This window comes from Pseudomonas sp. A25(2017) (assembly GCF_002001065.1).
Taxonomy (GTDB): Bacteria; Pseudomonadota; Gammaproteobacteria; order Pseudomonadales; family Pseudomonadaceae; genus Aquipseudomonas; species Aquipseudomonas kilonensis.
This window is the reverse complement of the sequence record NZ_MUOA01000121.1, coordinates 1-14,544: the sequence shown is the minus strand read 5'-3', so window position 1 is coordinate 14,544 and position 14,544 is coordinate 1. Positions and strand designations below refer to the sequence as shown.

At 61.8% G+C, this 14,544-nt stretch carries 14 protein-coding genes; 10 read left to right on the top strand and 4 right to left on the bottom strand.

Annotated elements, in window-relative coordinates:
• Positions 1-200: 200 nt before the first annotated feature.
• A complete protein-coding gene (purU, locus tag B0E42_RS27350) occupies positions 201-1,049 on the bottom strand; it encodes a formyltetrahydrofolate deformylase (protein ID WP_018614294.1) in 849 nt (282 codons plus the stop codon).
• 306 nt (positions 1,050-1,355) lie between these two features.
• Here purU and mvaT point away from each other — a divergent pair, with 306 nt between their 5' ends.
• Positions 1,356-1,733, top strand: a complete 378-nt coding sequence (mvaT, locus tag B0E42_RS27345; RefSeq protein ID WP_003205091.1) for a histone-like nucleoid-structuring protein MvaT — start codon at positions 1,356-1,358, stop codon at positions 1,731-1,733.
• Positions 1,734-1,818: 85 nt separating this feature from the next.
• Here mvaT and sbcB read toward each other — a convergent pair whose 3' ends face one another.
• Positions 1,819-3,252 (bottom strand): exodeoxyribonuclease I, encoded by a 1,434-nt coding sequence (gene sbcB / locus B0E42_RS27340; protein WP_077508517.1) that lies wholly within the window; start codon positions 3,250-3,252, stop codon positions 1,819-1,821.
• Between the two features lie 382 nt (positions 3,253-3,634).
• On the opposite strand from sbcB, the gene B0E42_RS27335 reads away from it, so the two are divergent.
• The 7 genes from B0E42_RS27335 (at position 3,635) to B0E42_RS27305 (ending at position 11,283) form a co-directional block, all read left to right on the top strand.
• Entirely contained in the window at positions 3,635-4,360 is a 726-nt protein-coding gene (locus tag B0E42_RS27335; RefSeq protein WP_077508515.1) for an RDD family protein, read from the top strand.
• Entirely contained in the window at positions 4,357-5,331 is a 975-nt protein-coding gene (locus B0E42_RS27330; protein WP_024617548.1) for a stage II sporulation protein M, read from the top strand. Before B0E42_RS27335 ends, B0E42_RS27330 begins: the two co-directional genes overlap by 4 nt.
• Complete coding sequence (locus B0E42_RS27325; protein WP_077508513.1) at positions 5,318-6,868, top strand: DUF4129 domain-containing protein; 1,551 nt, start codon at positions 5,318-5,320, stop codon at positions 6,866-6,868. The genes B0E42_RS27330 and B0E42_RS27325 overlap by 14 nt, the downstream gene beginning before the upstream one ends.
• On the top strand, positions 6,865-8,028 hold the full coding sequence (locus B0E42_RS27320) for a DUF4350 domain-containing protein (protein WP_077508511.1): 1,164 nt from the start codon (positions 6,865-6,867) through the stop codon (positions 8,026-8,028). Before B0E42_RS27325 ends, B0E42_RS27320 begins: the two co-directional genes overlap by 4 nt.
• Positions 8,025-9,029 (top strand): MoxR family ATPase, encoded by a 1,005-nt coding sequence (locus tag B0E42_RS27315; RefSeq protein WP_077508509.1) that lies wholly within the window; start codon positions 8,025-8,027, stop codon positions 9,027-9,029. Before B0E42_RS27320 ends, B0E42_RS27315 begins: the two co-directional genes overlap by 4 nt.
• A gap of 235 nt (positions 9,030-9,264) precedes the next feature.
• On the top strand, positions 9,265-10,596 hold the full coding sequence (locus B0E42_RS27310; protein ID WP_077508507.1) for a DUF58 domain-containing protein: 1,332 nt from the start codon (positions 9,265-9,267) through the stop codon (positions 10,594-10,596).
• 339 nt (positions 10,597-10,935) lie between these two features.
• Complete coding sequence (locus B0E42_RS27305) at positions 10,936-11,283, top strand: DUF6124 family protein (protein WP_046062649.1); 348 nt, start codon at positions 10,936-10,938, stop codon at positions 11,281-11,283.
• A 130-nt stretch (positions 11,284-11,413) separates the two neighbouring features.
• On the opposite strand, the gene B0E42_RS27300 is transcribed toward B0E42_RS27305, so the two are convergent.
• Both B0E42_RS27300 and B0E42_RS27295 read right to left on the bottom strand, forming a co-directional pair.
• Positions 11,414-11,773 (bottom strand): PilZ domain-containing protein, encoded by a 360-nt coding sequence (locus tag B0E42_RS27300; protein ID WP_018605633.1) that lies wholly within the window; start codon positions 11,771-11,773, stop codon positions 11,414-11,416.
• 291 nt (positions 11,774-12,064) lie between these two features.
• Positions 12,065-12,439: a tol-pal system YbgF family protein gene (locus tag B0E42_RS27295; RefSeq protein WP_018605632.1), complete on the bottom strand. Its 375-nt coding sequence runs from the start codon at positions 12,437-12,439 to the stop codon at positions 12,065-12,067.
• A 142-nt stretch (positions 12,440-12,581) separates the two neighbouring features.
• Between B0E42_RS27295 and B0E42_RS30880 the strand changes: the two genes are divergently transcribed.
• Together B0E42_RS30880 and pyk are read left to right on the top strand one after the other, a co-directional pair.
• Positions 12,582-12,809, top strand: a complete 228-nt coding sequence (locus B0E42_RS30880; RefSeq protein ID WP_139213011.1) for a hypothetical protein — start codon at positions 12,582-12,584, stop codon at positions 12,807-12,809.
• A gap of 55 nt (positions 12,810-12,864) precedes the next feature.
• Positions 12,865-14,316, top strand: a complete 1,452-nt coding sequence (gene pyk / locus B0E42_RS27290) for a pyruvate kinase (RefSeq protein ID WP_018605630.1) — start codon at positions 12,865-12,867, stop codon at positions 14,314-14,316.
• Positions 14,317-14,544 lie beyond the last annotated feature (228 nt).

The following is a 14,544-nucleotide window of genomic DNA, read 5'->3' as shown; positions in this document are numbered from 1 at the left end:
ATGAGTTCCTGTGGCGAGGGGATTTATCCCCGTTGGGTTGCGGAGCAACCCTAAAGCGGCGAGCTCAATCTGGCATACCGGGTTGCCTGGATTGGGGCCGCTTCGCAGCCCAACGGGGATAAATCCCCTCGCCACAGGGACATCATTGCTCTTCAGAAAAAAGGCCTGGCGATCGCTCGTCCAGGCCCTTTGCAGTGCAGTCAGAACACCACGGTCTTGTTGCCGTGCACCAGCACCCGGTCTTCCAGGTGATAACGCAGGCCCCGGGCCAACACCATCTTCTCTACGTCACGGCCGAAACGCACCATGTCTTCGATGCTGTCGCTGTGGCTGACGCGCACCACGTCCTGCTCGATGATCGGGCCGGCATCCAGCTCTTCGGTCACGTAGTGACAGGTGGCGCCAATCAGCTTCACACCACGCATCGACGCCTGGTGGTACGGCTTGGCACCGACGAACGACGGCAGGAAACTGTGGTGGATGTTGATGACTTTATGGGCGTATTCGCGGCACAAGGCCGGCGGCAGGATCTGCATGTAGCGGGCCAGCACCACCACCTCGGCATCGTGCTGCTTGACCAGCCGCGAGACTTCGGCGAACGCCGGCTGCTTGTCTTGCGCGTTGACGGGTACGTGGTAGTACGGGATGCCGTGCCATTCCACCATGCTGCGCAAGTCGTCATGGTTGGAAATCACACAGGCGATGTCGCAATCGAGCTCATCGCTGTGCCAGCGGTGCAACAGGTCGGCCAGGCAGTGGGACTCACGACTGGCCATCAGCACCACGCGTTTTTTCTGCGCGGTGTCGGTGATTCGCCAGTCCATCGAGAACTCTTCGGCAATGGGGGCGAATGCTTCACGGAAGGCTTCGATACCGAAGGGCAGCGAGTCGGCACGAATCTCGTGACGCATGAAAAACCAACCACTTTGATTGTCCGAGTGATGGCTTGCTTCGGTGATCCAGCCGTTATGGGACGCCAGAAAGTTACTGACTTTAGCAACGATGCCGACGCGGTCCGGGCAAGCAATCACCAGACGAAAAGTGCGCATTAGGGAAACTCCAGAACTTCGCAAAGGCGGCCATTCTAGCCATTGCGCGGCAAAACTGCAGTATCGATGACACGCCAAACCCTCCGCGACGGCCTATCGCTGCGATCTGCGTGGCCTGGGGAAGCAGGCTATATGTGTGAAAAGATGTGAAGACTCTGTCGCGGCATTTAACTGCAACAGGCGTTTTTGTGGCACAGCACTAATTAATTAAATAAAACACCGGTTAAATGTTTACTTGATGAAACTGTCTGATTACTATTGCCGCACTGTGTCCTTGTCACCCGCGTCCTACATAAGGTAGTCCACATGTCCTTGATCAATGAATACCGCGCCACAGAAGAAGCCATCAAAGAACTGCAAGCTCGCCTGAAAAACCTGTCCCAAGACGACAAACTGCAAACCGAGCTTGAATTCGAAGGCAAACTGCGCACTCTGATGGGCGAATACTCCAAGTCGCTGCGCGACATCATTGCCCTGCTGGATCCAGAAGCCAAGTCGAGCAAAGCACCACGTGGCGCCGTGAAAACTACCGGCACCAAACGCGCTCGCAAAGTTAAGCAATACAAGAACCCGCACAACGGCGAAGTCATCGAAACCAAAGGTGGCAACCACAAGACTCTGAAAGAGTGGAAAGCCAAGTGGGGCGGTGACGTGGTTGAAGGCTGGGCAACCCTGCTGGGCTAAGCCTCACCGGTTCGCACCGTTCTTAGCGAACAAAAAAACGCCAGCGATTGCTGGCGTTTTTTATGCCTGTCATCTTTTTACTTCATCACGGCTCAAGGCTTAAACGTTTGCGCAATTGCTGGCTGTAGCCCTGCCACTCCCTGAGTACTTCTTGCTGCACGGGTGTAGACAGAGCCATCCACTCTCCCATCGCCGCATCAAAACTTTCCAAGGTATTAGGCGCCCCCCACTCCGGGGATGACAGCCGTTGTTGACAGAAAAGTCTCCAACGCGCCTGCTCTTCAGGACTCAACGTGTCTGGAAAGTTGCGCGCGCGATATCGGAACAATAGTTCTGGCAAACGCTCATCATCGAAAGGCCAGCGCTCTTGAGCCAATTGCGCGGGGTCAGCCATGCGCACTTGTTCACATAAACGTCGATCGCGATCCCCCAGGAAGCCCGCGTATAACTGTTGTTCGGGATCCTCGCTGGCGGTGAAATCCTCGCGCCCATAAATAGCCTGAAGTTTATCTTGCCAAACTTTCTGTGCGTCAGTTAGCCGCAATGCCCGCTGCTGATAGCCCTCCATGTCCAGTTCCAGTCGCTGCTGGTCCTCGGCACGCAGCACCGACAATGGCGCGATCACCGGGCATTTGTTGATATGGATAAGCTTGAGCGGCACCGGCAACTCACCTTCGAGCAATTCTTCACGGCGGGTATACAAACGCTGGCGCAGGCTTTCGGCATCGTCGTCCAGCAGGCCCTGGGGGTCCAGATGCAGGTCGCAGACGATCAGGGCGTTGCGGTTTTTCGGGTGCCAGGCCAGCGGCAAGACCACACCGATGTAGTTGCGCGCCGCCGAGAAGCGACCGGAAATATGCACCATGGGCTGCAACAGACGGATCTGGTCCATCACCTTCTGTTTGCTGCGCAACTGGAACAGCCAGTCGTAGAGCCGGGGCTGCTGCTGACGGATCAACCGGGCCAGGGCGATGGTCGCGCGCACGTCCGACAACGCATCGTGGGCCTGGCCATGGTCGATGCCATTGGCGGCGGTCAGGCGCTCGAGCTTGAGGGTCACGCGACCGTCCTCTTGCGGCCAGACAATGCCTTGCGGGCGCAGCGCATAGGCCGCGCGCACCAGGTCGATCAAATCCCAGCGACTGTTGCCGCCCTGCCATTCCCGCGCGTACGGGTCGAAGAAATTCCGATAGAGGCTGTAGCGGGTCATTTCATCGTCGAAGCGCAGGGTGTTGTAGCCGGCGCCACAGGTACCGGGCGCGGCCAGGTGGCCGTGGACGCGGGTCATGAAATCGGCTTCGCTCAAGCCTTTTTCGGCCAGGCATGTCGGCGTGATACCGGTAATCGCACTGGCCGCCGGATGCGGCAGGATGTCATCGCTGGGCTGGCAATACAGGTTCACCGGTTCGTCGATTTCATTGAGTTCGAAATCGGTACGGATACCCGCCACCTGCAAGGGCCGGTCGCAACGCGGGTTGATGCCAGTGGTTTCGTAGTCGTACCAGAAAATGGAAGTCACGGGCTGTTCCTGAACTGAAGACTGGCGAAGTCTAGGCGCTCGAACCCGCCTGCGACCAGCAGTCCTGTAACTTTTGAATGCCGACACGGGGGTGGATATTGGATCTGTAAACACCCGAGAACCCATGTGGGAGCGGGCTTGCTCGCGAAAGCGGTGGGTCAGCGACATCGATGTTGAATGTACCGCCGTCTTCGCGAGCAAGCCCGCTCCCACAAGGATCTGTGAACACTGAGGGGGCGCAGAATGATGCAGACAACGTTCACGCGCTCAATCCTGTTACAAACCATGAAATGACACACACAGCTCTATCGTTTGCCCGCACGAAGACTGCTAGCATCTGGGCCGAGATTGAACGTTCGGTCTGGCCCATCACAGGTTGCCCATGCTCGAGACACCAGCACTGCAAAGGAACGCGACGCTGCCCGCGCCCCTGGACACGCGCTATCAGGTTGAAACGCCCGAAGGCATCGACCTGCCGCTGCGCCCGGCGGGACTGATGCCGCGTGCAATCGCCTTCGCCATCGACCTGGGCATACGCGGGCTGGTCCTGGGGCTTTTCTTCCTGGTCCTGGCGTTTTTCGGCGAACTGGGGATGGGCCTTGGGTCCATCCTGCTGTTTGTCGTCAGTTGGTGGTACATGGTGCTGTTCGAGGTGCTCAACCAGGGGCGCTCTCCCGGCAAGCAGATCATGGGGCTGCGCGTGGTGCAGGACGATGGCCGGCCCATCGGCTGGTCGGCGTCGTTGATCCGCAACCTGCTGCGTTTCGTCGACATGCTGCCCTTCGGCTACACCTTCGGGGCCATCAGTTGCCTGCAGCATCCGGCGTTCAAGCGCTTGGGCGACCTCGCGGCCGGCACGCTGGTGGTGTATCGCGAACAGCCGGTCAAACGCCCCGCCTTGCCGATGGCCCCGCCGATACGCACGCCTTTCACCCTCAGTCTGAATGAGCAACGCGCCGTGCTGGGCTTCGCCGAACGCCAGACAGAACTGTCCCAGGCGCGGGTCAACGAACTGGCTGCCATCCTGGCCGCGCCACTGAACGTCCAGGTGCCAAACGCCGCGGCCGAACTCAATGGCGTCGCCCGCGGCCTGCTGGGGCCAACATGAAGCAAAGCCTGTTCGAAAGCCGTCACCAGGGGGAATGGGAGCACCTGACCCGGCAACTCGACCAACTGGAGCGCAGCCGCAGCGTACCCCAGAGCAGCGACTTCCCTGCCACCTACCGACGGCTTTGCCATCACCTGGCACTGGCCCAGGCCCGGGGCTACAGCAGCTTGCTGGTCGACACCCTGCAACAACTGGCGCTGCGCGGTCACCAGCAACTCTACCGGGACCGCAGCCGGCCATCGGCCAGTCTCTCGGCGTTTATCCTGGCCGGTTTTCCTCGACTGGTGCGTGAACAATGGCGATTCGTGCTGGCCGCCAGCCTGATGTTCCTGGGCAGCCTGGTGGGCATTGGGTTGCTGGTCTATCTGTTCCCGGAACTGGTCTACAGCGTGCTCGGCGCTGACGAAATCAGCCAGATCCGCAGCATGTATGACCCGGCGTCCGGGCACCTGGGGCGCTCGGTCGAGCGGGCCGCCAGCGAGGACTGGGTCATGTTCGGTTACTACATCATGCACAACATCGGCATTGCCTTTCAGACCTTTGCCAGTGGCTTGATGTTTGGCCTGGGGAGCGCGTTTTTCCTGTTTTTCAATGGCCTGACCATCGGCGCGGTGGCCGGGCACCTGACCCAGATCGGCTCTGGGGGAACGTTCTGGTCGTTCGTGATCGGCCACGGTGCCTTCGAACTCACCGCCATCGCCCTGGCCGGGGCCGCAGGCCTGCAACTGGGCTGGGCCTTGATTGCGCCGGGACGCCTGACCCGAGGCGAGGCCTTGCGGCTCGCGGCGGGCAAAAGCGTGCTGATGATCGGCGGCGTGATGCTGTTCCTGCTCATTGCCGCGTTCATCGAGGCCTACTGGTCTTCCAGCGCCGTGACGCCCGCCACCAAATACACGGTAGGCGCCTTGTTGTGGCTGTTGGTGATCAGCTATCTGTCGCTTGCCGGACGGGTCCGCCATGCGCCTGAGTGACGCCACCGTCGTCATCCGCCCACGCACCACCTGGGAAGCCATGGACCTTGGCGTGTTGATGAGTCAGCAGCATCGACGCCTGCTGATGACCAGTTGGGCGATCATCACGTTGCCGGTGTACCTGTTGCTGACCCTGCTGCTGTGGGAGTCACCGTCGCTGGTGGTGATGCTGTTCTGGTGGTTGAAGCCGGCCTTCGACCGGCTGCCGCTGTACATTCTGTCCAAGGCACTGTTTGGCGAAACCCCCACCTTGCGGCAGGCGTTGCGCCAGTGGCCTGCGCTGCTCAAGCCGCAATTGCTGGCCAGCCTGACCTGGCGCCGGTTGAGCCTGAGCCGCAGTTTCCTGATGCCGGTGGTGCAACTCGAGGGGCTTAGCGGTGAGGCCCGGACGCAGCGCTTGCGGGTATTGCAGCAACGCAACCGCGGCGCGGCGCAATGGTTGACCGTCATCGGCGTGCACCTGGAAACCGCCTTGTGGTTCGGCCTGATGGCCCTGTTCTATCTGTTCGTGCCGCAACAAGTCGAACTGCAATGGGATTGGGAGACGCTGGTGTCAGCGGCCGAGCACGACTGGTTGTGGTTCGAACACCTGGTCAACTTCCTCTATCCGCTGCTGCTGATCTTATGGGAGCCGATATATGTCGCCTGTGGCTTCAGCCTCTACCTGAACCGGCGCACGATCCTCGAGGCGTGGGACATCGAGCTGGTGTTCCGACGCCTGCGCCAACGCCTGAGCGGCGTGGCCCCGGTGCTGATGCTGCTGGTGTTCATGCTGCTGCCGCTGGCGCCCCCGGCGTTTGCCGATGAGGACCGCAGCGGCCCCGACAGCCCCCGACTGCTCAACCAGCCCCTCACCAGCGAAGCCTCCCGGGACGGTATCAAGGCAATCCTCGACGCCCCGCCGTTCAAGAACCCCGAGACCGTCATTCGTTATCGTTTCGGCGAAGAAACGGCCGAATCCCCCGAGTCCGAGACCGAAACCGAGGCCAAACCGAGCTGGCTCAAGGACCTGTTCAAATGGCTCGGCAGCCAACGTTTCGACATCGCCGCCGCACTGATCCAGGTGGTGCTGTGGGCCTGCCTGGTGGCGGCGATCGTCTGGCTGGCCTGGCGCTACCGTGAACGACTCAAGGCCCTGGCCAATCGCCGACCGACGCAGCGCCTGCCGGTGGAACGCGCCGTACCGGCGCGCATGTTCGGCCTGGATATTCGCGAAGAGAGCCTGCCCGCCGACGTGGCGGCCAACGTCGAGCAACTGTGGGCCACGCAACCCCGTGAAGCCCTGGGCCTGCTGTACCGGGCGCTGCTCAGCCGGTTGCATCATGACTTCAAGATCCCCTTGAAACCGGCCGACACCGAAGGTCAGGTGCTGGAACGCGTCGAACAGCTCAAGCAGGACAACCTGCTGGGCTTCAGCAAAAACCTCACCCTGCATTGGCAGAACATTGCCTATGGGCATCGCCCCCCACCGACACACCTGCAACAGGAACTGTGTGACGGCTGGCGCGCGCTGTTCGGTCCGGGGGCGTCTCGATGAGCCGGCACGCGGGATGGCTGATCGGCGCCGTGCTGGCCGCGCTGGTGTGCGCATTCGGTCTCTACCTCTACACCAAGGCCGTGCCCTATGAGGAGGTCGTCGAGCACGGCCCCTCCCCTGAAGCCCAGGCCAATCCTTATCTGGCCGCCGAGCTTTTCCTGCGCCAGAAGGGTATCAACATCGAGCACGCCAACAGCCTGGGTGTGCTGCCCACCCTGGAACCTCGCCAGCACAGCCTGCTGTTGCTAGGCGAACGAACCCACATGACGCCACGGGAAGTCGAGCAGTTGATGAACTGGACCCGGGCCGGCGGGCGCTTGCTTTTCGTTGCCGAAGCCTTGTGGGACGACAGTACCGGCAACAGCGGCGACCTGCTGCTCGACCGCGTGCGCCTGCGCCAATCCTTGAGCAAGGACCTCAAGGAACCGGCGCCCAAACTGATCAAGGACCGTTACCCGGAACTGACCAAACTCTATCTGGAAGACGAAGAGGCGCCGGCGTATGTCGGCTTCGACACCGACTTCCACCTCGAGGACCCGCATGACCTGGCCCAGGCCTGGGCCAACAGCGCGCTGGCGACCCACATGATGCAATTGAACCTCGGCCTCGGCTCGATCACCGTGATCACCGACGCCGAGCTGTGGAAGAACGAGAAGATCGACCAGTACGACAACGCCTGGCTGCTCTGGTATTTGAGCGCCGACACGGACGTCACGCTGCTGTTCAACACCGACCACGACAACCTGCTGACCCTGCTGCTGCGCTATTTTCCCCAGGCATTGGTGGCACTGCTGGCCTTGATTGCCCTGTGGTTCTGGCGTTCAGCGGTGCGCCATGGCCCACTGCAACAACCGGCCTCCAAGGCGCGGCGTCAGTTGGAAGAGCATGTGCAGGCCGGCGCCGGTTTCCACCTGCGGCACAACGGCCAGGAGTACCTGTTGCATGCCTTGCAACAAGACGTGCTGCGCCGGGCACGTCATCTCCACCCAGGCTTCGAACAACTGGCCGTCGCCGAACAATGGCAGGTACTCGCCCGCCTGACCCGACAACCGACGCGGGCCATCAGCCAGGCCTTGAGCCCACGGCCGAAACAGCGCCTGTCCCGCGCCGATTTCTGCCGCCAGGTTGCCCATTTGCAAACCCTTAGGAATGCCTTATGACTGAACAGAACGAACCTGTCGACGGCCAGGCCCACGCCGCCCAACAGCGCCAGCGCGCCAGTCAGTTGGCCCAGGCCATCCGCACCGAGCTGCGCAAAGCGGTGGTTGGCCAGAGCGCGGTGATCGACGATGTGCTCACCGCGCTGATCGCCGGCGGGCACGTGCTGCTCGAAGGCGTTCCCGGGCTGGGCAAGACCTTGCTGGTGCGGGCCCTGGCCCGGTGTTTCAACGGCGAGTTCGCGCGTATCCAGTTCACCCCCGACCTGATGCCCAGCGACGTCACCGGGCACGCGGTGTACGACTTGCAGACCGAGCAGTTCAAGCTGCGCAAGGGCCCGGTGTTCACCAACCTGCTGCTGGCCGACGAGATCAACCGCGCACCGGCCAAGACCCAGGCCGCGCTGCTCGAAGCCATGCAGGAACGCCAGGTCACCCTCGAAGGCCGCGCCCTGCCCATCAGCCAGCCGTTCATGGTCCTCGCCACCCAGAACCCCATCGAACAGGAAGGCACCTACCCGCTGCCGGAAGCCGAGCTCGACCGCTTCATGCTCAAGGTGCGCATGGACTACCCGGACGCCGACCAGGAGCTGGACATGGTGCGCCAGGTCAGCCGCTCGACCCGCGCCGACATGCTCGACGTGCAGCCGCTGCGCATGGTGTTGCAGGCCAAGGACGTGCAAGCACTGCAACGCATTGCCAGCGACCTGCCGATGGACGACCAGGTGCTCGATTACGCCGTACGCCTGGCCCGCACCACCCGCAGTTGGCCGGGCCTGACCCTCGGCGCCGGCCCGCGCGCGTCGATTGCGCTGGTACGTTGCGCCCGGGCCCGGGCGTTGTTGCGCGGCGGCGAGTTCGTCGTGCCGGATGACATCAAGGGCTGCGCCCTGGCCGTGCTGCGCCATCGCGTGCGCCTGGCGCCGGAACTGGACATCGAAGGGCTGTCGGTGGACCAGGTGCTGGGGCAACTGCTCGATCAAGTGCCGGCGCCGCGGTTGTGAGCATCGGTAGGGTGATGAACATACTCACTGAGGGAAAGGAGACTTCCGTGGCGAGGGGATTTATCTGTGGCGAGGGGATTTATCCCCGTTGGGCTGCGAAGCAGCCCCAAAACCATCAGCTCAATCAGCCTGACACACCGAGTTGCCTGGCTTTAGGGCCGCTTCGCAGCCCAGCGGGGATAAATCCCCTCGCCACAAAAGCCCGCTCTGCATCTCCTCTAAAGGGCACGCACCCATGAAACCCTCGCGCCTGCTGCTGACCTGGCTCGCCGTGCTGCTGGCCGTGAGTATCGTGCTCGGCGCGCTGCGGGCCTTGGGCATGGCGGTGCCATCGACGCTGCTGTCGATCAACTGGGCGCTGCTGTTGGCCTTGCTGGCCCTGGCGCTGCTCGACGCGGTGCGCGTCAGGCGCCTGCCCTCGCCGCGGGTACAACGGCAGATGCCCGGCAGCCTGGCCCTGGGTCGCTGGGGTGAAATCCGCTTGGACATCAGCCATGACTTTGCCCAACCGCTGCACGTGCAGCTCTTCGACCATGTACCCGATGGCCTGGACTTCGAAAACCTGCCGCTGTCGGTCGAGCTGCAACCCGGCCAGCGCAGCCAGGCCGGCTACCGCCTGCGCCCGCTCAAGCGCGGTCACTTCACCTTCGCCCGGTGCGAAACCAGCCTGCCAAGCCCGCTAGGCCTGTGGACCGACAGACGCCTGCTGGACGCTGTCGACCACACCCGCGTCTACCCGGATTTCGCCAGGCTCTACGACGGTCAACTGCTGGCGGTGGACAACTGGCTGAGCCAGCTCGGCATCCGTCAGCGACAACGGCGCGGCCAGGGCCAGGAATTCCATCAACTGCGCGAATTTCGCGAGGGCGACAGCCTGCGCCAGATCGACTGGAAGGCCACGGCCCGCCATCGCACGCCGATTGCCCGGGAATACGAAGACGAGCGCGACCAACAGATCATCTTCATGCTCGACTGCGGCCGGCGCATGCGCAGCCAGGACGGCGAGCTGTCGCACTTCGACCACGCCCTCAACGCCTGCCTGCTGCTCAGCTACACCGCGCTGCGCCAGGGCGATGCCGTGGGCCTGAACACCTTCGCCAGCGATCAGACCCGCTACCTCGCCCCGGTCAAAGGCACCGGCCAGCTCAACGTCCTGCTCAACACCGTGTACGACCTCGACAGCAGCCAACGCCCCGCCGACTACCAGGCCGCCGTCACCCAGCTGTTGGCCCGGCAAAAACGCCGGGCCCTGGTGGTGCTGGTGACCAACCTGCGGGATGAGGACGACGCGGATCTGCTCGCGGCCGTCAAACGGTTGGGCCAGCAGCATCGGGTGCTGGTGGCCAGCCTGCGGGAAGAGGCCCTCGACCGGTTGCGCCAGGCGCCGGTGCAAACCTTGCCCGAGGCCTTGGCCTACTGCGGGACGGTGGATTATTTGAATGCCCGGGCCGAACTGCACAAGCAGTTGGCCGCCCACGGCGTCCCGGCCCTGGATTCGCGTCCTAGTGAATTAGGTGCGGACCTGGTGACCCAATACCTGGCCTGGAAAAAGGCCGGGACCGTCTAGGTCCTACAGCGAGCCAGCAAAACTCCGGCTGACTACAACGCCTTGCGCAACGGACTACAGATCCGCCAGAATCCGCCGGCTTGTGCGCTTTGACGTCGCCCCGTAACTTGATTCGCGTCGCTGATATCCAGCGATCGGGTTTAGTCGCCCGGCGGTAAAAGTGATGTGCACAAGCTTCATCCAGTCGGGTTCCCTATCCCCGTACTTGATGGTGGCTGTGCGCAGGGCGCCCTCGGGCGCGCCGGGCTTCGCTTTTCCACCGGTCGACTAACCTGCGTCCAGCCGCCACCCTTCGTTTAGTCGCGAACCGGGTGGCAGCCCCATCATGGAAAAGTAAATATGATTAAGCCAACTCCAAATCCACCCCACGAAACCCTCGACCCCGAAAAGCTCGACGAAGCCGCTCAAAGAGCCCTCGACTACTACCTCAAGCCCAACCACGGCCAACCCGACAAAAAGCCTTACAAACAACCGGACTACTTCATCGTCGCCCCCGACGCCGACCCCGAAGGCATGCTCGCGCACACCTACGAAACCTTCTGTTCGGTGAGCACGCTGATCCTGGATTTATCGGAAGACCTGGAAGGCGCCCCGCGCAACCTGGCCCTGGCGATTCACCAGATGGGCGAGATGGGGGTGTTGTTGCTGGAGAAGATGCTGGATAACGAGGCGAAGGTTCAGCGCTGAAGCTTTGGACTGTTTCTAAGTAACCTGTGGGAGCAAAGCTTGCTCGCGATGGCGTCCGTGGAATCGCCATCGCGAGCGAGCTTTGCTCCCACAGAGGTATCAACCAGGCTGGTTATTCCATAGCCCGATCTCAGGCCGATTCCGGCAACGGATAAAAACTGAAATATTGCTGCAACGCGCTGATCAGTTGCCCGTACTCCGGCGGCGCCCATTTCAGGCTGAAACCGGCGTCGAAATGCTGCGGCGTCACGTCTTCGCGGCACCACAGGCAATTGGCCCTGAGCACAATGTTCTGCTGCGGTCCCTCATCGGCAGGGATTTTCAGGAGCAGGTCAAAGTCCGCGCCGACCATCAACGGTAAATGGCTGATCAGCATCAGGCCATCTGCAGAAACGTTGCCCAAAAAACCGATGGGCTTGCCGTTGACGCCATTGAACACTCTCAGGAAACACGGCAGCTGATGCCGTTCGATTCGCCGTTTTTTGTACATGTCCTGTATCGCTTTTTGAACGACCCCGAATCGGGGCAACCTAATACTTCGGAACGAGCACACGTCAGCTCGCTCTCCCCGATCCCGGTGCCAGACGCTCGCAAGCGTTCAGGCCCTAGTGCTGCCGGTCACAGGTGCCGCTTGAAGTTAGAGATTTAGCTCTAATGACGATTTGTACAAATATAGCTCAAGGTGGTGTGGCGGCCAGTCCTTGCGCAAACCTTTCATAAACAAAAACACGCCAGGCGCTTGTGGCCGGGGATCGCCCCGGCCAATGGCTTGGTGAGCCTGTCAGGACGCCGACGGGCGGATCGCCGACGCGCTGCGGGTCGGGTAATGGCCCAGGCTCTGCAGGGTCTCGAGCCGAGCGCGGGCGCGGAAGGCGTATTCACTGTTAGGGTATTGCACGATGATGAACTGGTAGGTCTGCGCCGCATCGACAAACAGCTTCTGCCGTTCCAGGCACTGGCCGCGCAGCATCGAGACTTCCGGCTGCATATAGCGGCGGGCACGGCTGGCGCGGTCGACCTGGGACAGTTCGAGCATGACCTGCTCGCAATTGCCGCGTTCATAGGCCTTGTAGGCCAGGTTCATGTGATGGTTCATCGACCAACGGGTGCAGCCCGTGACGCTCAGGGCCAGGGCAACAAAAAGCACGAATCGCATGGGAGGTTCTCCTGTCTTGAGCTCTGTATCGACCTGGCTGGGAAAATCTTCAGCCTGAAAATGGACCGGACGCTGTCCCTCTGGCAAGGGGAATGATGAGCCATGGGAACTGGATGGGAATGATGGCCTGGGGAGCAGAGATGTGAATGAAGACCTGTGGGAGCAAGGCTTGCCCGCGATGGCACACTCGAGATCGCCATCGCGAGCAAGCTATGCTCCCACAGATCATCCACCACACCAGCAAGCCTTGCTCCCACAGATCATTCCAGCTCACCACCAAGCTGTACTTGAAAGCTCATCCAAGGCGCAAAAATTTTCAGGAATGTTCATTTCGAAAAACAAACGAAAAAGTAGTGCATATGAACAATGACTACACCCAAAGAGCATAGTAGCCTTCGCTGGCGCTTGAACTTGAGGAGTCTTGCATGTCCGTCCGTCGCACCAAAATCGTCGCTACCCTTGGCCCGGCCAGTAATTCGCCGGAAGTTCTCGAACAGCTGATTCTGGCTGGCCTGGACGTTGCCCGCCTGAATTTCTCCCACGGTACCCCCGACGAGCACAAGGCTCGTGCCAAGCTGGTGCGCGACCTCGCCGCCAAGCACGGCCGCTTCGTTGCCCTGCTGGGTGACCTGCAAGGCCCGAAGATCCGTATCGCCAAATTCGCCAACAAGCGCATCGAGCTGAAGATCGGTGACGCCTTCACCTTCTCCACCAGCCATCCGCTGACCGAAGGCAACCAGCAAGTGGTCGGCATCGACTACCCGGACCTGGTCAAGGACTGCGGCGTGGGCGACGAGCTGCTGCTCGACGACGGTCGCGTGGTGATGCGCGTCGAAACCGCCACCGCCACTGAACTGCACTGCGTCGTGACCATCGGCGGCCCGCTGTCGGACCACAAAGGCATCAACCGTCGCGGCGGTGGCCTGACCGCACCGGCCCTGACCGAAAAAGACAAGGCCGACATCAAGCTGGCCGCGGAAATGGAAGTCGACTACCTGGCCGTGTCCTTCCCACGTGACGCCGCCGATATGGAATACGCCCGTCAACTGCGCGACGAAGCCGGCGGTACTGCCTGGCTGGTGGCCAAGATCGAACGCGCCGAAGCCGTGGCCGACGACGAAACCCTCGATGGCCTGATCAAGGCGTCCGACGCCGTGATGGTGGCCCGTGGTGACCTGGGCGTGGAAATCGGCGACGCCGAGCTGGTGGGCATCCAGAAGAAGATCATTCTGCACGCACGCCGCCACAACAAAGCGGTGATCGTCGCGACCCAGATGATGGAGTCGATGATCCAGAACCCGATGCCGACCCGCGCCGAAGTGTCCGACGTAGCCAACGCCGTACTCGACTACACCGACGCCGTGATGCTCTCGGCCGAAAGCGCCGCCGGTCTCTACCCGCTCGAAGCGGTGCAGGCCATGGCACGCATCTGCATCGGCGCTGAAAAGCACCCGACCAGCAAGACCTCCAGCCACCGCATCGGCAAGACCTTCGAGCGCTGCGACGAGAGCATCGCCCTGGCGACGATGTACACCGCCAACCACTTCCCGGGCGTGAAGGCGATCATCGCCCTGACCGAAAGTGGCTACACGCCGCTGATCATGTCGCGCATCCGTTCCTCGGTGCCGATCTACGCGTTCTCCCCGCACCGCGAAACCCAGGCGCGCGCGTCGATGTTCCGTGGTGTCTACACCGTGCCGTTCGACCCGGCCGCCCTGCAACCGGGCGAAGTCAGCCAGGCGGCGGTGGATGAACTGGTCAAGCGCGGCGTGGTGCAGACCGGCGACTGGGTCATCCTGACCAAGGGCGACAGCTACCACACCATCGGCGGCACCAACGGGATGAAAATCCTGCATGTTGGCGACCCGATGGTCTGAGTGACCGAGCGCTGAAAAACAAAAGCCCTGCCATGTGAATGGCGGGGCTTTTTGGTTTTTGCCTGCAAGAAATGTGGCACTTGGACTGGCCCCATCGCGAGCAAGCTTTGCTCCCACAGTTCGGCCGGCGTACACATCTCACCTGTGGGAGCGGGCTTGCTCGCGAAGGCGTCGGCCCATTCAAAATGGATGCAAGCTGACCCACCGCTTTCGCGAGCAAGCCCGCTC